28 protein-coding genes are annotated in these 15,194 nt (G+C 48.9%); 14 read left to right on the top strand and 14 right to left on the bottom strand.

Annotated elements, in window-relative coordinates:
• Positions 1 to 236: 236 nt before the first annotated feature.
• Together AC3RPL_RS15545 and AC3RPL_RS15540 are read left to right on the top strand one after the other, a co-directional pair.
• On the top strand, positions 237 to 1,247 hold the full coding sequence (locus AC3RPL_RS15545) for a hypothetical protein (RefSeq protein ID WP_490740744.1): 1,011 nt from the start codon (positions 237 to 239) through the stop codon (positions 1,245 to 1,247).
• Entirely contained in the window at positions 1,237 to 1,626 is a 390-nt protein-coding gene (locus AC3RPL_RS15540; RefSeq protein WP_490740743.1) for a hypothetical protein, read from the top strand. Before AC3RPL_RS15545 ends, AC3RPL_RS15540 begins: the two co-directional genes overlap by 11 nt.
• 32 nt (positions 1,627 to 1,658) lie before the next feature.
• On the opposite strand, the gene AC3RPL_RS15535 is transcribed toward AC3RPL_RS15540, so the two are convergent.
• The 14 genes from AC3RPL_RS15535 to AC3RPL_RS15470 all read right to left on the bottom strand — a co-directional run bounded on the left by AC3RPL_RS15535 (position 1,659) and on the right by AC3RPL_RS15470 (position 8,786).
• Positions 1,659 to 2,030, bottom strand: a complete 372-nt coding sequence (locus tag AC3RPL_RS15535) for an antiterminator Q family protein (RefSeq protein ID WP_490740742.1) — start codon at positions 2,028 to 2,030, stop codon at positions 1,659 to 1,661.
• Positions 2,023 to 3,048, bottom strand: a complete 1,026-nt coding sequence (locus tag AC3RPL_RS15530) for a DUF968 domain-containing protein (RefSeq protein ID WP_490740741.1) — start codon at positions 3,046 to 3,048, stop codon at positions 2,023 to 2,025. The genes AC3RPL_RS15535 and AC3RPL_RS15530 overlap by 8 nt, the downstream gene beginning before the upstream one ends.
• Positions 3,049 to 3,057: 9 nt before the next feature.
• Positions 3,058 to 3,861, bottom strand: coding sequence for a KilA-N domain-containing protein (locus AC3RPL_RS15525; RefSeq protein WP_490740740.1), 804 nt, complete (start codon positions 3,859 to 3,861; stop codon positions 3,058 to 3,060).
• An 80-nt stretch (positions 3,862 to 3,941) separates the two neighbouring features.
• Positions 3,942 to 4,322, bottom strand: coding sequence for a RusA family crossover junction endodeoxyribonuclease (locus AC3RPL_RS15520; protein WP_490740739.1), 381 nt, complete (start codon positions 4,320 to 4,322; stop codon positions 3,942 to 3,944).
• Positions 4,319 to 4,945: an MT-A70 family methyltransferase gene (locus AC3RPL_RS15515; protein WP_490740738.1), complete on the bottom strand. Its 627-nt coding sequence runs from the start codon at positions 4,943 to 4,945 to the stop codon at positions 4,319 to 4,321. The genes AC3RPL_RS15520 and AC3RPL_RS15515 overlap by 4 nt, the downstream gene beginning before the upstream one ends.
• On the bottom strand, positions 4,942 to 5,769 hold the full coding sequence (locus tag AC3RPL_RS15510) for a ParB/RepB/Spo0J family partition protein (protein WP_490740737.1): 828 nt from the start codon (positions 5,767 to 5,769) through the stop codon (positions 4,942 to 4,944). The genes AC3RPL_RS15515 and AC3RPL_RS15510 overlap by 4 nt, the downstream gene beginning before the upstream one ends.
• The gene (locus AC3RPL_RS15505; RefSeq protein WP_490740736.1) at positions 5,766 to 5,888 is read right to left on the bottom strand and encodes a hypothetical protein; all 123 of its coding nucleotides are present in this window, start codon (positions 5,886 to 5,888) and stop codon (positions 5,766 to 5,768) included. Before AC3RPL_RS15505 ends, AC3RPL_RS15510 begins: the two co-directional genes overlap by 4 nt.
• Positions 5,888 to 6,331 carry a PerC family transcriptional regulator gene (locus AC3RPL_RS15500; RefSeq protein WP_490740735.1) on the bottom strand — a complete coding sequence of 148 codons (444 nt, stop codon included), beginning with the start codon at positions 6,329 to 6,331 and terminating at the stop codon, positions 5,888 to 5,890. The genes AC3RPL_RS15505 and AC3RPL_RS15500 overlap by 1 nt, the downstream gene beginning before the upstream one ends.
• Positions 6,328 to 7,389: a conserved phage C-terminal domain-containing protein gene (locus AC3RPL_RS15495; protein WP_490740734.1), complete on the bottom strand. Its 1,062-nt coding sequence runs from the start codon at positions 7,387 to 7,389 to the stop codon at positions 6,328 to 6,330. Before AC3RPL_RS15495 ends, AC3RPL_RS15500 begins: the two co-directional genes overlap by 4 nt.
• Positions 7,386 to 7,568: a DUF4222 domain-containing protein gene (locus AC3RPL_RS15490; RefSeq protein ID WP_490740733.1), complete on the bottom strand. Its 183-nt coding sequence runs from the start codon at positions 7,566 to 7,568 to the stop codon at positions 7,386 to 7,388. The genes AC3RPL_RS15495 and AC3RPL_RS15490 overlap by 4 nt, the downstream gene beginning before the upstream one ends.
• On the bottom strand, positions 7,561 to 7,830 hold the full coding sequence (locus AC3RPL_RS15485; RefSeq protein WP_490740732.1) for a hypothetical protein: 270 nt from the start codon (positions 7,828 to 7,830) through the stop codon (positions 7,561 to 7,563). Before AC3RPL_RS15485 ends, AC3RPL_RS15490 begins: the two co-directional genes overlap by 8 nt.
• The gene (locus AC3RPL_RS15480) at positions 7,827 to 8,012 is read right to left on the bottom strand and encodes a hypothetical protein (protein ID WP_490740731.1); all 186 of its coding nucleotides are present in this window, start codon (positions 8,010 to 8,012) and stop codon (positions 7,827 to 7,829) included. Before AC3RPL_RS15480 ends, AC3RPL_RS15485 begins: the two co-directional genes overlap by 4 nt.
• 23 nt (positions 8,013 to 8,035) lie before the next feature.
• The gene (locus tag AC3RPL_RS15475; protein WP_490740730.1) at positions 8,036 to 8,560 is read right to left on the bottom strand and encodes a YmfL family putative regulatory protein; all 525 of its coding nucleotides are present in this window, start codon (positions 8,558 to 8,560) and stop codon (positions 8,036 to 8,038) included.
• A gap of 22 nt (positions 8,561 to 8,582) precedes the next feature.
• Positions 8,583 to 8,786: a Cro/CI family transcriptional regulator gene (locus AC3RPL_RS15470; protein WP_490740729.1), complete on the bottom strand. Its 204-nt coding sequence runs from the start codon at positions 8,784 to 8,786 to the stop codon at positions 8,583 to 8,585.
• 92 nt (positions 8,787 to 8,878) lie between these two features.
• Here AC3RPL_RS15470 and AC3RPL_RS15465 point away from each other — a divergent pair, with 92 nt between their 5' ends.
• The 12 genes from AC3RPL_RS15465 to AC3RPL_RS15410 all read left to right on the top strand — a co-directional run bounded on the left by AC3RPL_RS15465 (position 8,879) and on the right by AC3RPL_RS15410 (position 15,114).
• Complete coding sequence (locus AC3RPL_RS15465) at positions 8,879 to 9,538, top strand: LexA family protein (protein WP_490740776.1); 660 nt, start codon at positions 8,879 to 8,881, stop codon at positions 9,536 to 9,538.
• A gap of 479 nt (positions 9,539 to 10,017) precedes the next feature.
• Entirely contained in the window at positions 10,018 to 10,605 is a 588-nt protein-coding gene (locus AC3RPL_RS15460) for a 3'-5' exonuclease (RefSeq protein ID WP_490740728.1), read from the top strand.
• Complete coding sequence (locus AC3RPL_RS15455) at positions 10,602 to 11,033, top strand: LysR family transcriptional regulator (protein ID WP_490740727.1); 432 nt, start codon at positions 10,602 to 10,604, stop codon at positions 11,031 to 11,033. Before AC3RPL_RS15460 ends, AC3RPL_RS15455 begins: the two co-directional genes overlap by 4 nt.
• 260 nt (positions 11,034 to 11,293) lie before the next feature.
• A complete protein-coding gene (locus AC3RPL_RS15450; protein ID WP_490740726.1) occupies positions 11,294 to 11,731 on the top strand; it encodes a hypothetical protein in 438 nt (145 codons plus the stop codon).
• The gene (locus AC3RPL_RS15445) at positions 11,724 to 12,380 is read left to right on the top strand and encodes a hypothetical protein (protein ID WP_490740725.1); all 657 of its coding nucleotides are present in this window, start codon (positions 11,724 to 11,726) and stop codon (positions 12,378 to 12,380) included. Before AC3RPL_RS15450 ends, AC3RPL_RS15445 begins: the two co-directional genes overlap by 8 nt.
• A complete protein-coding gene (locus tag AC3RPL_RS15440) occupies positions 12,377 to 12,568 on the top strand; it encodes a diguanylate phosphodiesterase (RefSeq protein ID WP_490740724.1) in 192 nt (63 codons plus the stop codon). Before AC3RPL_RS15445 ends, AC3RPL_RS15440 begins: the two co-directional genes overlap by 4 nt.
• Positions 12,565 to 13,047, top strand: a complete 483-nt coding sequence (locus tag AC3RPL_RS15435) for a class I SAM-dependent methyltransferase (RefSeq protein ID WP_490740723.1) — start codon at positions 12,565 to 12,567, stop codon at positions 13,045 to 13,047. Before AC3RPL_RS15440 ends, AC3RPL_RS15435 begins: the two co-directional genes overlap by 4 nt.
• Positions 13,048 to 13,123: 76 nt before the next feature.
• Positions 13,124 to 13,672, top strand: coding sequence for a YfdS family phage-associated protein (locus AC3RPL_RS15430; RefSeq protein ID WP_490740722.1), 549 nt, complete (start codon positions 13,124 to 13,126; stop codon positions 13,670 to 13,672).
• Positions 13,662 to 14,072 (top strand): hypothetical protein, encoded by a 411-nt coding sequence (locus AC3RPL_RS15425; protein ID WP_490740721.1) that lies wholly within the window; start codon positions 13,662 to 13,664, stop codon positions 14,070 to 14,072. Before AC3RPL_RS15430 ends, AC3RPL_RS15425 begins: the two co-directional genes overlap by 11 nt.
• Positions 14,065 to 14,481: a hypothetical protein gene (locus tag AC3RPL_RS15420; RefSeq protein ID WP_490740720.1), complete on the top strand. Its 417-nt coding sequence runs from the start codon at positions 14,065 to 14,067 to the stop codon at positions 14,479 to 14,481. Before AC3RPL_RS15425 ends, AC3RPL_RS15420 begins: the two co-directional genes overlap by 8 nt.
• A complete protein-coding gene (locus AC3RPL_RS15415; protein WP_490740719.1) occupies positions 14,474 to 14,812 on the top strand; it encodes a hypothetical protein in 339 nt (112 codons plus the stop codon). The genes AC3RPL_RS15420 and AC3RPL_RS15415 overlap by 8 nt, the downstream gene beginning before the upstream one ends.
• Before the next feature lie 50 nt (positions 14,813 to 14,862).
• On the top strand, positions 14,863 to 15,114 hold the full coding sequence (locus AC3RPL_RS15410) for a pyocin activator PrtN family protein (protein ID WP_490740718.1): 252 nt from the start codon (positions 14,863 to 14,865) through the stop codon (positions 15,112 to 15,114).
• Positions 15,115 to 15,194: the final 80 nt, after the last annotated feature.

The raw sequence follows: 15,194 nt of genomic DNA, 5'->3' as shown, positions 1-15,194 counted from the left end.
ATCGCACCGCGATACCACGTCAGGCAGCTTATCTGTTGTGCAGAAAGCAAAAACCCCGCCGATTGGCGAGGTTTCAATGTTAAGCGGTGTGTCAAAGTAACCACTCTTAGCAGGTTACAACACTTTTTGCGTAACGCAGTAGAATTATTTATATTTATCGCGGTTTTTTGACAAATCTGGTACTGCCCCTTGTGGCAATCATCATGTCCAGTTAACAACGAACGGAGAATGGAATCATGGCGCGTAATATAGCCCCCGGATATTGTGTGGTGGAAAGGCCCGGTACGCTGGATTACCAGGCGCGGGAACTGTTCAGGGATATTCGCTCCCCTGCTACCCAGCTTTTTATGAAACTCAATGCGGATACACAGTATCTGAAGCCCGGACAAATACTGATTGTGGCTGATCCTGATACACCTACTCAGCTCACAATGCATATGCTCAACACGCTTCGGCAGGCAAAGAATCAAACCAATTCCGCATTTATTGGTGTGGACACAGAGGCCGCCAGTTTTATGCATAAACATTATGGGATGATTGCCGCGCTGACCGGTGCCGGAGACAAGATTTTCAGCACCGCAGGTGATGCGGGTGAACGCTATTTCAGGGCCATTGAGCAGACACTGAAAAAAATTGAGGTCAGCTATCAGAATCAGTTCCGCACTCAGGGGACGCTTATCAGCCAGCAGTTTTTTGTCGAGCGCAATCAGCTGTTGAATCAGCTAAAGGAGCTGGTCAACAAGCCGCTGTTAAAATCGCTGGCCCGCTATACAGTTAAATTCCGCCAGTATGAAAATCTGAAGCGGGCGTTAAACCTGTCGAGTAAATCCATTGTGCATGAGTGGTCAACGTCAGGGCTGAGTGGTATTCCCGGTTATTCCTATTATGTGGGTAATGCGGCCAGAGCAGCGCGTTACATGAAAAATGGAGGGCTAATTGGGATTGGATTCGGTTTCGCCGGAACGACAAATGATATAGCAGAAGCCTGCGCGAAAGGGCGTGAAGGCGATTGTGGTAAAATCGCAGTGAGAGACTATTCAAAATTTGCTCTTACTACAGGCGGCGGAATGCTGGGTGGTGCATGGGGTAGCTCTGCCGCGTTAGCTGGTTGTGCTGCTATTGGAATAGTGACAGCAGGCACCGGGGGTGTCGCATGTGCTGTTGTGGGGTCAGTTGCAGGGGGATATGCTGGTAGCTCAGGCGTAGAGACAATAGTTAACAAAGTAATTGAATATTATGATAACTAACAAATTATTGGCTGGTACATCGTTATTTTTCGGGGGGATGGGCTGCTGTCTTCTTATTGTGTCACTTATAATTTATGCATTAAAACGATACGATTATTACGAATTAGTATCTGCCTATAGAGAAAAATACGATTTTCCCGGCCCCTGCATCTTTTTTTATACGACTGGATTCTTTGGGGTATTTCCGGTCTTAAGGTTCTTCATAAAATTAAGTCACAGAAAAAAAATAAGCTTCATGGCAAACAACGATCCCGGATATGCTTTCTTTGATGATAAGAACATAAAAATACATAACTGGATGAAGGTTTATTCTTTCCTGTGGTTTGCTGCTACAGCATGCTATCTCTTATTTGCTTTTTTCGGTCTGCTTTTACCATAATTATTAGAGTGGCCCTTATGTGGGCCACATTTTCAGAACGAGTGATCCATCTCCAGCTCAACATCCAGCATTGACAGACACCCGTCGATAAATCCCTCAGCCATCTGAAACTTTATGCGGATCATGCCCTCTGACAGCTTCAGCTTTCTGCCCAACGCCCGCTTTGAAATATCCCTTATGTAATGGTCCACCAGCAACGCATATTCATCAGGGCGCTTTTGTTTCAGTCTGCCCACACAGGTATCAACAATCATCGCATCATTGTCTGTGCAACTAATGCTGCTGGCATTCTCAGGCAGCAATCCTTTGAATCCACCCGCTATCGCTGAGTACCCAACCTCGCTCTCAATCCGATGTTTTGACCAGTTTCCCCAGCGCTCAAGCACAAGCTGAATATTACGCATCCTTACCTCCTGAATTCTTTCTACCCGTAGCGATAACCCCGATAGCCAGCGCTCTGTCGAGAATGCGCAGCAGCAATTCTGGCTGAGTACCATAACGCCGTTCGAATGCGTTAGTATCAGCATGCAATTCATCGTGGTGTTTTCTGCACAGCGGCAGTGTGAAAAGGTCATGGGTTTTGGTTGCCATTCCGCCCTGCCCGTATCCGATCAGGTGATGAGGATCGTCAGCCTGCTTCCCGCAACATAAACAGGGCTGAGCCTTAACCCAACGGGTGTACGGCTCATTTACCCATCGCCTGCGTTTGGGACGCAACATGAACGATTCAGGTGTTTCCGGGTCAATGGCTAATTCAACAACCTGTTTAGCCACTTCCTGCAAAATATCGCTGGCAGGTCTGTATGGTGCTATTGCAGACTCTTTCAAAACACCCACTAACGGTGCAGGCTTCGGCAGTTTCAGCACCCGCCGTGCCGGGGATTCTGGCATCAAATCAATAACGTTGTTGAGCGTTGCCCACCAGCAGAGTTCGGGCAGCGATAACTGATGACCTTCCGGCAATGACAGAGCCAGTCGTACTGTATGCATCACCCACTCAGCAGCATTCTTCCTGGAAAGCTTTACCACGCCATCAGCAGAAACCATCTCGCGGAGCTGGTTATCATGATGGAAACACAAACGCACAACGCCATGTTGTGTAATCAGGGAGGTATCATCTTTGCTGTGATAATCATCTTTCCACTGACAACCCCGCTGAGTCATCAACCAGAATTCCATAGCTGATTTACTACCCGCAGCCAGTATCACTTTTTCATTGCACAGAAATTCGAAAATCGCGGGATCATCCATCAGCGGCTGGTCAGCATCAGAAACAGCACCTACCGGCAGGTCCGCCATAAATTCTGGTACGGAACTGACCAGAATGCGACGATGGCTGAACACCGGCCACAAATCCCGGCCAGGCTTCAGCAGAACCATCCCCAATTCATTCACACGAAACGGGGTTAATATTGCTCTCATGCCTACCCCTTAAACAGCTGTCGAAGTAAGCATCAGACGGATAAGTTCATCCGATTTCGATGTGTAAAAATGCGGCTGTGTTTCACGCGGGCTTTTCGGATTGGTCACGTTCTTCGCGTAAAGCAAACCTCTGGCAGTGACACACCAGAAACTTTTTTGCCCGTTGCTGGCGTTGCGAGAATTGCTTGGCCGCGTCAGACGTTCTACCAGTCCAAGACGTTCGAGCCGCCGATACGCTTCACTGGTGGTTACATCCAGGCGCTTATCACGAAGGAGAGTGGTTAACGAGGTTGTTGGCCTGCTGGAGCCATCCTGTGATCCTGCTGGTGCATCGATGGCGTACACAGGCATCATATCTGGCAGACCGGCAAAATCCTGAAGTTTCTGGTATGCGCCAAGTTTGGAAGAGTTTGAGAAGTTAAGCATGCGGGCTGCTGATTCGAGCAGAATGACGCCAGCCTGAACCTGGTCTGTTTTTTGACTGATAGCCTGACCAGATGCAACAGCGTCAAATGTCCGGATGACTTTCAGATTGAATGATGGGCTGATCCACATAGCGTAGGCAAAGACCAGTTCTTTACATACGTATGTACCCTGACCTGCCCCACCACGAATTGACTCTACCGAAGCGATGCTCATATCTGAGCAACGGTCAATTTCTGCACAAAGCTCTTTAATATTGTCCTGGCGAAAGAAGTTTCCGGGCTTATGCCGTTCCTCTCCTCCTGAAGCGCGGTGTAAATCATTCAGGCAATAGCGACCTGATTTATCCAGACGGACAGAAACGCCGTCAATTACGAGTAACTGATGCATTGTTTTCTCCCTTGTTTTCAGACTGCCACCGTCTGCAAACGAGTGGCAATTCACTGATCAAATGTACATGTTGTGTTCTGTCAGAGCAACCCTGGCGACTCCTGTTGTTGATGAAATTCGTTGATCGTTACTTCCACCTTGCCGTGACATGTCACGCTGCCCCACTCCACCAGCATCCGCTTGATTTGACTGTCGTCAGCCCACACGCCAGCGTGGGTCAGACCATCAAACAGCGCCTTCTGAAAATTATCTAAATCACGTTTAGCGCGGGTCGGCGGGTACAGGATGACATGAACATCAATATCGTGGGTTATTGGCTGTGGACGACGCTTTAGCTGTGCATACACTGATGCTATCGCATTCGTTCGGTATGTGCGCCCTCTTGCGCTGATTAGCGTTCCCTTCCCTGTGGAACGCCAGTAACCATTTACGCTGGGCGGGAATGGTAAAGTCAGCTTCAAACCACTCTCCCAGGCACCAGTTGAATGCTGTTATCACACTCATTACCCCATATGTGCCAGCCATCAGCAGGACGGCGGGCGAACAGTTCAATGCGTGGAACATCCCCGTAAAGCTGCTCAAGCCTGAATCTGGCCTCTGCCGGTTTAGTGCTGTGTTCACCCTGGCAGGAATAGATCACCTGCTTTACCGATTTGCTGGCACGTTCCAGACCATTTCCGCAGACGGCCACCAGCGCAGATTCCTGATTTCCCCGCGTATAATTTCCGGGATTCATGCGGGTTTCTGCGTTGAGCATATCAAGCAGTTCTGTGAAGTCGTAAACCGTTTGCTCATTCAACGCTTTGTTGAAACGCTCCTCTGCCCTTGCGTTAAACTTTACCCAGGTGAAAAGGAACATCTGACGGACGTCAAACCCCCATGCCTCGGCAAGTTCTCTTGCCTCCTCATCATGTGTGCCGGTATACCACATAACCAGCACTGCGTTTTCTGCTGACAGCTCCCACACAGGGAGCCGCTTCAGTTCAGTCAGTGTCATCGTGCTGTAATGGTTATCTGCCGCGCCACGGCTTACCGTGTTGCCATACTGCCAGGGAGGATCGGCGTATATCACGCTGTATTTCATGATTCAGCCCCTTCCGCTTTTTCCGACTTCCCCTGAAAATCACGGAATTCGGCAATAATCCCCATAGCCTCCAGATAAATATCATCAGCCGCAGTGTAACCATCATCATCAAATTCGAATGCAGCCATCAGCTCCACCAGTCGCCTCGCCTTAATGGCGTTAAACTGAGGAATAGCAGAAGCTCTGGTGAGCCTCTTTTTCCCTGCGGCTTTAGCTTTTGCCAGTTCGTGTGTGGCGACCGTTCCCGCCTTAACCCCAAACTCTCGCGACATTGATACCGCTGTGGTTGCGGCCACCTCTCCTGTCCTGACCATGCTGATTAGTTCGTCACCACATTCCAGCAGCTGCAAATGATGCTCAACATCAGCTACAGACCGCTTGACCTTTTTCGCCACTTCCCCTTCAGTAAAGCCCTGATTCATCAGGCGCTGATAAGCCGCTGCGCGTTCCAGTGGGGACAAGGCCTTCCCTTGTGAACTTGTCACCATCAGTGCAATGCGATCAGCCTCCGTGCCTTTCGCATCTTTACACTCAAGCCTCGCCACTTCATGGCCCCTTTCGGTTGCCATAACTGCACCGTAGTAACGGTGGTGACCATCAATGATTTTCAGTCCCTTTTCCGTTACCTGGACAACCAGCGCAGGAATTTCTTCACCCGCAATAAATGCCTCGCAAAACTCCTGAACGTGCTGTTGGTCAATCTCTCGGACGTTGTAACCCGGCTCCACATAAAATTCTTTCAACCCGGCAAAATAAGTTTTACGTGGAACAATATCGGTATTTGAGTCATCGCGATTTTTATGAACTATTGACAGTGAACTCATGCGATTACCATCTCCATAGCCAGGGTAAATACCACCAGCGCGATCAGCACTATTGAAGTGCGAATGCTGTGATAAAAAATTTCGTTTCTGAGGAAATGCGCTTTCAGTTTCTGTTGCATCAGTCCCTCCACATATCTGTTACCGGGGCGCTGTAAACACGCACCCCTGACGTCTCATAGCTGACGCCATAGTGACCACGCATGATGCAGTGTTCACGGCGGGCTGTTGCCTTGTCCCTCGCTGCCTCATCCTTCGTCGCGTCCATCGCCATCAGCCACTCACGCGCAGCACGACGCCACAGATTCCTCTTTTCCAGGTCTTCAGCGATACAGCGATGCTGCCGGTATTTCTCGCCCAGGGTCGCGCGGTCAGATTCTTCAGCCAGCCGGTAGAAAAACGGATGCGTTTTAAAAACGCTACGAACCACAACTTCCTCAACGGATAATTCACTCATCAGCGGCTGAACCAGACGACGCGGCACACCCGATCCATCAGCAATTTGTGCAGAGGTACAACCAGGGTTTAAACGAATAAATTCGATAACCTTCTCACGAATATTCACGCGGCATTCCCTCCATTCAGGCGCTGGGAGCAGTCTTTCCATATGCTGTTCCAGCGGCTTACCGCGAAACTGGTATTCATGCTGCGTACACCGGCCTTGCTGGCCTCAGCTTTGACGGTCTGCTCCAGATTGCTGGGATTTCTCAATGGCTTTGCGCTACCGATGAAACGACGCCAGGCGGCATCACGTTCTGTGTGATCCTCGCGTCTGCCACTGATGCTTTCACCATTTCCCCGCACCCATTCCCCGTTTACGCAGGCTGGGCGACCGGCTGATTGCCAGTTTTTTGCCCCGGTCAGATATCCCTGAAATTTTGTCGGCTGGAACATTGTCACCGGCCTGAGATACTCAGCCATTTGCAGATCGCCGCGCCACTTCGCGTTGAGATAATCTGTCGTCAGGATCAGTTCATCAGCGGTAAAACCTTCTGCCAGCCTGGCCCGCATATTTTCCAGCGATGTCCTGCTGACCTGATAACGCTGACCTGTTACCTGATTCAGATGGGCCAGAACCTGTTTAGCCATGTCAGTCAAAATCACTTCAGGGTCGGACTGCGCAGCAGGCTGACAAATAGTTTTTTTATCTGATGGATCATGTTTTGAATTTACTGACGGATCGTATCCAGATTCTGGAGGGTCAAAACGGGTTTTATCTGCGTTTTCTGACGGGTCAAAATTTGATGCATCAGATTTTGATGCTTCGGAATCTGAATAGTCAGAATTTGATACGTCAGATTTTGATGCTTCAGAATCTGGAGTGTGAGATAAAGCCGCATCTCTCAACTTTTTGACGTTCAGCTGATACATGTTTGATGCATTACGGTTGCCCTTTCTTCGTGCCGTTCGGATCAACCATCCATCCTGCTCAAGACCTGCAATAGCCTTGCTGACAGTGCTGGAACCAGCGCCAATCTGACGCGCAATTGTGGCTACAGACGGCCAGCACAGCCCCTCATCACTGGAAAAATCAGCAAGCCGCGCCATAATCGCCACGCTGGTGATCTTCATCCCTGATGACGCGCAGCCATCCCATACGTAAGCAGATAACTTAACGCTCATAGCACCCTCTCAAATTTCTTCTTCCAGTCCCTGCGAGGGCATACACATTCATACTCATAACCTTTCCGGCGATAGATAACGCGCTGGTTAACCGTATCAATGCCAATAGTTTCAACGATGGTGCCGTGATAGCGCTCACGATAGGTTGCCTGCCAGGGTTCGATGTGTTCCTCATCCAATCAAGCCCCCTGCCTGCTTTTTGCGGCTGCGAGTTGTCTTCACTGGCTTGCTGACCTGATCACGTTTAACTGTGTGCATATAGGCATATTGTCGGGCCATATACAGACAATCGTCATACATCGCGCCCTTTCTTGACGCCTGCGAACAGGTACGGTAATGATCGACGCCTTTTCTGGCTCCGATGACGGCTAAATCCTTTGGATAACCATCATTGATAAGCTGCTTTTCGATGTTTTGATGAATAAATTCAGTGGGGTTCATTGCTGCCCCCCCAGCTTGTTAAATTCGCTCCAACGGGACTCGACATCTACCCTGGGCAGATCGCGCTGGTAGTTGTTAGGCAGCGGCGAACCGGGTATATTTTCTACATAGACAAACGCGCCGCCAGGCAACACAAAGACGCGCAATTGCGGAATACCAGCTTTTACGAGTAAACTGTTCAAGTGTTGATTCTCCCTAAGTTTCATCACAACCCACGAGGGCCAGAGGCTGCAACCTGCTGGCCCTCAACTTTTCTGTTAGCTACCAAATCAATCGCATCTGCCTGAACGCCATGTAATGCAGCCCACGCCAGAAAACCCTTTATCGTGTAGCGGACAGAATTCATTACCTGCTGACTGATGTGCTTCAGCTCCTGCTTATCAATAACGCCATCTTCCTCCGCATCGATTTTTGCCTGTGCAACCTTCCCTTGTGCAGCGTCAGCTCTTAACTGAATGCTAAACAGTTCAACGTTGTCGATTTCTTCAGGTATCGGATTGTTGACCACCAGCATTCCAAATTGCCCTGCAAAATAATCCGCCAGGAACGGATAGCCAACGATAAGCTGCAAAGCGGACATATGCTGAATATCAAAAAACCTGGTGCCATTTTTCATGTGCAGACGGTTATTGAACTCCGAGAAAGTCATTCCCAACTGATCTGCAATTTGCGTATTCGTGAATTGACTATCTCTGCACACACGGATAACTAATTTTTTTAGATCCACCATTTTAATCACCAGCTGGTAGTTATCAGGCTTTAACTGATCGTTTATGGTGTTCAGCGTAAAGCTTAGGCTCATAACGCAACACACCCTTTGTAATGCGCTCAAGACGCATCGCCTGCTTTTCTGGGATTACGACACCCCACCGAGAAATTGCGGGGTGCCTGATACCCAAAGCTTCGGCAGTTTTTACAACTCCACCGAAGTACTTAATGACAAGGTCTTTATACATTTATGGTTCCTCTTTTAGAATTGAATGAAGGTAACAAAAGTTACATCATTACGCAAACATCTTTTACTCTAGATTCGCGTAACATTGGTTACATGAAAACAGATATGAAAGACCGTATAAGACAACGGCGAATCCAAATGGAATACAGCCAACAAGCGCTAGCTAATCTGCTTAGTGTTAGCCGTGTATCTGTAACCAAATGGGAGAGCGGGGCTGTTAAACCGGCTGGTGAAAATCTGCACCATCTGGCTAAAGCCCTTTCATGTACTCCTGAGTGGCTGCTCTACGGTACAGGTGATCGTGTCCAGGATGACACAAAGCTAAAACCTATTACCCCCCCCATAATAACGGTTCCTGTCATATCGTCAGTTCAAGCTGGGGGGTGGACTGATTCATATGCCGCTGCAAGGCTAGTTGATGTAATAAGATGGTGCTCTACTACTGTGAAGGTTACTGAAGAAGCGTTTGCACTGGATGTAAGAGGCGAATCTATGACAAACCCAAACGGATACCCAAGTATCCCAGAAGGGTCAACCGTTATAGTTGAACCGAGTTATGGGTCTTTTGATGATTTAAACGGGAAAATAGTTGTGGCTGTCATTGATGGCAGTTCTGACGCCACTGTAAAAAAAATGGTCGTTGACGGTCCCTACCGTTATTTAATGCCTCTAAACCCTCAATTTAAGCCAATTCAGTGTGATAACACTTGCCGCATTCTTGGCAAAGTAGTACAGGTACTTCAAGAGCTTTAATCCCACCCCCCTTGTTCTAAGGGGTTATACCCCTAAATCCTTTCTGTAACTTTTGTTACCACGCCTATTGACACCAAAGGTAACTTTTATTACATTTCAATTGTGAGTTACAGATAAAAAAGTTTACACCTATAACCCACGAAACGAATGCTGTGTTGTCTTGACGGTTACAGGGTACGCCTCACCAGGGAGATCAATAGCCCTGCTAACCGTCCTTTTTCATATCAGGTAAGAGCGCTTGTCGGGTGTGTCTGGCGCACCAAAGAGGCGATGAACGCTCTTACCGATGTGAACGTATCCGGTGATAGTCAGGTCCGATCCCCCTGATGCAGGTTCGACTCCTGCCGCTCCTTCAGTCTGAAGGGAGAGTCTGGCTGTGGTGCGTTGCAGCGCCCACCAGCCAATTTAATACGCTTGAGCTGAACGAATTATTACCAATTCTGGTAAGGGATTCGTGCAGCCTGAAAACAGGAAATTATATGCACAACGTGATGATTGACTTAGAAACATTGGGCAATAAACCAACCGCCCCCATTGTAGCCATTGGAGCTGCTTTCTTTGACCCGGCAACCGGTAATGTCGGTGCAACTTTCTCAGTAATTGTTCTTCTCAATAGCGAAATGGCCCTCGGTGCCGTTCCTGATGCATCCACAATAATTTGGTGGATGATGCAGAGTACTGAAGCCCGCGCAGCTATATGTGACAGCGAAGCCAAAAGTATTCTGGTAGCCCTGCACGAATTGAATGCTTTCATTAAAGCTAACCGCGTGGGTAAGTCGGTCAAGGTATGGGGTAACGGAGCTTCATTCGATAACGTCATTCTCCGCGCTGCATATCATCGCGCCAATATCCAACCATTCTGGAATTTTTACGACGATTTAGACGTCAGAACCATTGTTGAAATCGGTCGCCGTTTAGGTATTGACCCTAAGCGAGAAATCCCCTTTACCGGTGAACGGCACAATGCCCTTGCAGATGCGCTTCATCAGGTCCAATACGTTTCCACGATTTTCCAACACATTGATGCTATGGAACTTTCTCAACTCAATGAAGGTGCTGCGAAATGAACATTGATACCAGTGTTTTGCGGGGGCTTCTGCTCATCCACAAAAGGGGAACTTTCCTTGCTGCTGCAACTGAACTCAATCGCACACAGTCCGCACTGTCACAGCAGATGGCGCTATTTGAAGAACAGCTTGGTAAGCCTCTCTTTATCAGAAAAGGACGGAATAAGGTTCTGAATGATGAAGGGCTGCGGGTATACAAAATTGCGGAAGCGATTATTGACCTGGCAGACGAAATTAAAAACCCCAGCACTGACTCAATGCAACGACAGTGGATGGCTGAAGGTGCCCGCAATGTAGTGGTGGCGCTTAAGGCTTGCGAAGATGAATTCCCTCAAGAGTCAATTGATATCGTTCACGAATGCGAACTTATTGCAGAAGGTGTAGCCGCCCAACTCCGCGCCGGTGAGCAGGGAGGCGACCATGCATAAGTGTCAACAATGCGGTAAATACGCCGGAGAGCCGAAGCCTGTCGCTATCGGTGATAAATGTAACTTCACAATCACAACAACCAATGGGCGCAGTACACGCCACCGTGTGGCAACAGGACGATTATTGCAAACAGGTGATTGGGGTTATTCAGTTAGCTACCGTAAAAATGTTTATCGGTGTGATGTGATCGCCCATCCAGATGACCCCAGCCCGATTAGCCTGGCGATGTGCGGTCTGTGCGAGTGCGTGGGAGGCGACCATGCGTGATTCAATAGCCATCCCAACAGAGTTTTACCAGATAGCCAAACACCTGCGTGAGCAGGATAACCGCTGTACTGAACAGCCAATGTTTGTCGTCTTCCAAAAACAGGAAATCATCGGCAGTGATGAGCATTCGCCTAGCCGCATTGCATGGGTCTGGGAAGGCGAAGAGGTTGCCCCCCTCAAAGCCCTTAGACTGGAACTGCTTTATCAAGATGGGCGGGATACTCGCGGATATGACCGGTACGCAATGCAGGAAATCGACGTGTTTGTCACGGCATGTTTTACAGAGTCAGGGTGCAAGGAATATCTGCGACGCAATGGGCACAACCTGAGACTTCCGTTCATCTATGCCGATGGTTCGTATCGTAATGATGAATATCGCGTTATCCGAAACTGGTTAATGTCATTGATCGCGGGAGGCGACCATGCGTGAGCGCCCTATTATCTTCAACGCTGAAATGGTCCGTGCAGTTCTTGACGGTCGAAAGACGCAGACGCGCCGGATCGTCAAAGGTGTCCCATCAGCCCATGATTTCCAAGGCTGGGTTTTAAGTAGCACCTGCCCGAAAGATGAAAGTAAGGCCTGCTGGGCCATTGGTAAATCACCGATCCTGAATAAGCCAATCCGTGTTCGTTGCCCGTTCGGTGCAGTAGGTGATCGCCTATGGGTGCGTGAGACTTTCCGTGTGCACAGCCGGGCAACTGACGTGGCCACACTGGTTTATAAAGCCAGTGAGCAGCAAAGTTGGACCCAGCAGACGCACCGTGTGCCAATTGAGAAATGCCATAAACCAGCTGTGGTCGATAAGTGGACGCCATCAATCCACATGCCGCGCTGGGCATCCCGTATAAAGCTGGAGATTACTGGTGTTCGTGTGGAGCGGCTAAACAGCATGACGGAGCGAGATGCTATTGCCGAGGGCTGCATTGGAGGCCACAACTCGATACCCGGATATCATTACAGCGCCACGCCACATGAGCACTTTCATCATGTCTGGCAATCCATCTATGGGGCTGACAGCTGGGTGGCTAACCCGTGGGTATGGGTGGTTGAATTCCGGCGCACGGAAGGTGATTCATGAATATGGGTGAGCAAATGCAACCTGTTGTCGATGAGGTTAACCATATCACGGGCGGTAATCCAGACGAGTCGATCAAACTCCTGGCACTGGTTATTGCTGAATATATGCTCGGCATTGAGTGCACAGAAGGCCAGATTTCGACACCCGATTTCAACATATCTATTCAAATAAGTGGCGGTGCCTCATGAACCAGCGCCCTATTCTCGACATGTGCTGCGGTAGTCGAATGTTTTGGCTTAATAAAACGGATCCTCGCACCGTTTTTGCTGACATTCGCAGTGAGTCACACACTCTTTGCGACGGACGTCCGCTACATATTACGCCGGACGTTATTGCTGATTTTCGCGCTCTGCCATTCCCTGACGATTCATTCTCTCAGGTTGTTTTTGACCCTCCTCATCTCGTTCGAGTCGGTGAAAACGCCTGGATGGGTAAAAAATATGGACGCCTGAACCGCTCGACATGGCAGGAAGATATCAGACAAGGATTTGTTGAGGCGTTTCGTGTACTGCGGCCACAAGGAACTCTCATCTTTAAGTGGAACGAAACGCAGATACCAGCCAGCCAGATAATTGCCCTGACGGACCAAGAGCCGACAGTCTGGCAACGTACCGGCAAGGCCGACAAAACTCACTGGATTCTATTTCTGAAGGGGTCAGATTCATGAACCAGCGCCCATACGACAAAACACTACCGCTCAGCCAGCAGCCGTGGCTGTTCAGTAACCCGGGGAGGAAGCCAGCATGACAATTACAGCTAATGAAATGCGCGGGATTTTGAAGGGTAAATGCCTGCCGGGTGACCTGCGTGTGAATGAGGAAATACCAGATTATCTGGCCCGTAAGTTTGCTATACAGGCGGCGCGAATTGCTGAGCAGCAGGCGGTTATCGACCAACGCAATGGAGAGTGCGCCAGACTTATAACGGAACTAAGTGTCGCAACTGAGCGTGTCGGGATCAATTTTGACAGGGCCATAACAGCAGAGAACGAGCTGGCGGCGCTGCGGGAACAGGAGGCAGTTTTTCAAATAGAGGTCTCAGGCAATCACTGGCTAAACGCTGGTCCAGTTGACGACGCTGATTTCACAGGTCTTCCAGATGGAGTTAATAAACTATATGCCAACCCCATGCCCGCCCGGGTTGCTGTGCCGGGTAGTGTCGCTGACATTACTGAAGCAAATAAGCACACAGCAGGAAATGCCTATGAACTCCATGCATGGATGCGAGGCGCTAACTGGATGCGCGCTGAAGTGCTGCGCCTCAACAGCGGGAGTAAGAGCGATGACGAATGAAGAACGGCTGGCGCTGATCGGACTTTGCCGCATTGAGATTGAACGCTGGAAGGTTGCCTCTGAATCTGTGCCAGAGAAGGTATACATGGTTGAGCTAATGGAGATAGCTCTCGCCTCGCTGCAGGCTGAGCCAGTTGATCGCATTGTTGATGATGGATGCCAACAGCAAATAGGTGATGTCCAGGTCAGCGACCATGTTAATTGCGTTTGGCCGATCGGCTTGCAATTCTACACCACCCCGCCCACGCCAGCAGATAGCGATCTGATATGTGCCATAAACAGGCTGCTTGATAGCGATGGCTCTTGCGGTACTTTCAGCGCGATTGAATGTTCAGATGCGCGGCAAGAAGTTGAGCGGTTGCTGGCAGCAGCGCCGGAGCCGGGAGGTGATGATGAGTGATGTTGATGCACCAGATGATTCAGAAAACGTACTGGCGTTTACAAAGAGGTTCGATAGCAATTCAGATATCAGGGAAATGCGTAATTTTGTCAGAGAACCCAATCCAGCAAACTTGCCACGCCATTGTAGCCACATGAATATTTTAGTTGATGATCCCCATCGAATGCTGACTTGCCGCAGGTGTGGTGCAGTGGTAGATGCCTTTGACTGGATTAGCAAGGTTACGGATGGTGAGGATAAGGTTGATTGGGAGCTGAAAAGTCTTAGGCAAGAAATTAAGGACCACAGGGAAGGCCTGGAAAAACTAAAAAGGGAAGATATTAATTGTCGTGCACGTATAAAAAACGCTCAGTTCAAGCTAAATGATATCAACACTGCAATCTACCGTGCGGAGAAAGACAATGACTAAATCACCCGCAGAAAGAAAAGCCGCACAACGGGCCAGACAAACCGCTGCCGGTGAATATAAGTTAGAGGTCATGCTCGACTCTCAGGAACTGGCAATGCTTGATTATGACTGTGTGGCCAGACGCCCTGGACGTGAACCTTATGACAGGACGGAATTAATCGCATTAATGATCCGTAAATATCATGCCGAATTACTGAATTCTCATGAGGAACTAAGCAAACGGAAATGCAAAAAATGTAATGAATCATTACCCGTTCAGGATTGTTGCTTTAAAAAAGAGTCAGAATGCTGGGTAACTCTGGGTTGGCACGAAACCAAATTATCTGTGTGACACGTCACGATATAAATACCGTTGCAGCGGTGAAACTTAGGGTAAAACGAATGAATACAATCTTTCTTCTCATGGCCGAATTCGAAACATCAACCATTCCGCTTGCAGTTGTGGCTGAGCGCTATCTTGGAATGAAACCTGCGACAGCAGATAAAAAGGCCGGATGCGGTGATTTGCCACTTCCAACTTTCCGCATAGGTGATAGCCAAAAATCCCCACGCATGGTTCACGTCAGTGATCTGGCAGATTTCATTGATATAAAGAGGAAAGAGGCAAAGCAAGAACTTAAAAGGATGCAATAAGTTTAGCTGCCCGGCACCCCAATAGCACCCCTAAAAAATATAACTTATTGATTTTTATTTGTAGTATGCCCCATCGAGCA

The sequence above is a fragment of the Erwinia papayae genome, from assembly GCF_058241465.1.
Note: the sequence above shows the minus strand (reverse complement) of the source record. Positions and strands in the feature narration are given on the sequence as shown.

Excerpts from the sequence above, each read along its gene's own strand:
- AC3RPL_RS15545 (WP_490740744.1), top strand. The coding sequence starts at position 237 with ATGGCGCGTAATATAGCCCCCGGATATTGTGTGGTGGAAAGGCCCGGT.
- AC3RPL_RS15540 (WP_490740743.1), top strand. The coding sequence starts at position 1,237 with ATGATAACTAACAAATTATTGGCTGGTACATCGTTATTTTTCGGGGGG.
- AC3RPL_RS15535 (WP_490740742.1), bottom strand. The coding sequence starts at position 2,030 with ATGCGTAATATTCAGCTTGTGCTTGAGCGCTGGGGAAACTGGTCAAAA.
- AC3RPL_RS15530 (WP_490740741.1), bottom strand. The coding sequence starts at position 3,048 with ATGAGAGCAATATTAACCCCGTTTCGTGTGAATGAATTGGGGATGGTT.
- AC3RPL_RS15525 (WP_490740740.1), bottom strand. The coding sequence starts at position 3,861 with ATGCATCAGTTACTCGTAATTGACGGCGTTTCTGTCCGTCTGGATAAA.
- AC3RPL_RS15515 (WP_490740738.1), bottom strand. The coding sequence starts at position 4,945 with ATGAAATACAGCGTGATATACGCCGATCCTCCCTGGCAGTATGGCAAC.
- AC3RPL_RS15510 (WP_490740737.1), bottom strand. The coding sequence starts at position 5,769 with ATGAGTTCACTGTCAATAGTTCATAAAAATCGCGATGACTCAAATACC.
- AC3RPL_RS15505 (WP_490740736.1), bottom strand. The coding sequence starts at position 5,888 with ATGCAACAGAAACTGAAAGCGCATTTCCTCAGAAACGAAATTTTTTAT.
- AC3RPL_RS15495 (WP_490740734.1), bottom strand. The coding sequence starts at position 7,389 with ATGAGCGTTAAGTTATCTGCTTACGTATGGGATGGCTGCGCGTCATCA.
- AC3RPL_RS15485 (WP_490740732.1), bottom strand. The coding sequence starts at position 7,830 with ATGAACCCCACTGAATTTATTCATCAAAACATCGAAAAGCAGCTTATC.
- AC3RPL_RS15475 (WP_490740730.1), bottom strand. The coding sequence starts at position 8,560 with ATGGTGGATCTAAAAAAATTAGTTATCCGTGTGTGCAGAGATAGTCAA.
- AC3RPL_RS15470 (WP_490740729.1), bottom strand. The coding sequence starts at position 8,786 with ATGTATAAAGACCTTGTCATTAAGTACTTCGGTGGAGTTGTAAAAACT.
- AC3RPL_RS15465 (WP_490740776.1), top strand. The coding sequence starts at position 8,879 with ATGAAAACAGATATGAAAGACCGTATAAGACAACGGCGAATCCAAATG.
- AC3RPL_RS15460 (WP_490740728.1), top strand. The coding sequence starts at position 10,018 with ATGCACAACGTGATGATTGACTTAGAAACATTGGGCAATAAACCAACC.
- AC3RPL_RS15455 (WP_490740727.1), top strand. The coding sequence starts at position 10,602 with ATGAACATTGATACCAGTGTTTTGCGGGGGCTTCTGCTCATCCACAAA.
- AC3RPL_RS15450 (WP_490740726.1), top strand. The coding sequence starts at position 11,294 with ATGCGTGATTCAATAGCCATCCCAACAGAGTTTTACCAGATAGCCAAA.
- AC3RPL_RS15445 (WP_490740725.1), top strand. The coding sequence starts at position 11,724 with ATGCGTGAGCGCCCTATTATCTTCAACGCTGAAATGGTCCGTGCAGTT.
- AC3RPL_RS15440 (WP_490740724.1), top strand. The coding sequence starts at position 12,377 with ATGAATATGGGTGAGCAAATGCAACCTGTTGTCGATGAGGTTAACCAT.
- AC3RPL_RS15435 (WP_490740723.1), top strand. The coding sequence starts at position 12,565 with ATGAACCAGCGCCCTATTCTCGACATGTGCTGCGGTAGTCGAATGTTT.
- AC3RPL_RS15430 (WP_490740722.1), top strand. The coding sequence starts at position 13,124 with ATGACAATTACAGCTAATGAAATGCGCGGGATTTTGAAGGGTAAATGC.
- AC3RPL_RS15425 (WP_490740721.1), top strand. The coding sequence starts at position 13,662 with ATGACGAATGAAGAACGGCTGGCGCTGATCGGACTTTGCCGCATTGAG.
- AC3RPL_RS15420 (WP_490740720.1), top strand. The coding sequence starts at position 14,065 with ATGAGTGATGTTGATGCACCAGATGATTCAGAAAACGTACTGGCGTTT.
- AC3RPL_RS15415 (WP_490740719.1), top strand. The coding sequence starts at position 14,474 with ATGACTAAATCACCCGCAGAAAGAAAAGCCGCACAACGGGCCAGACAA.
- AC3RPL_RS15410 (WP_490740718.1), top strand. The coding sequence starts at position 14,863 with ATGAATACAATCTTTCTTCTCATGGCCGAATTCGAAACATCAACCATT.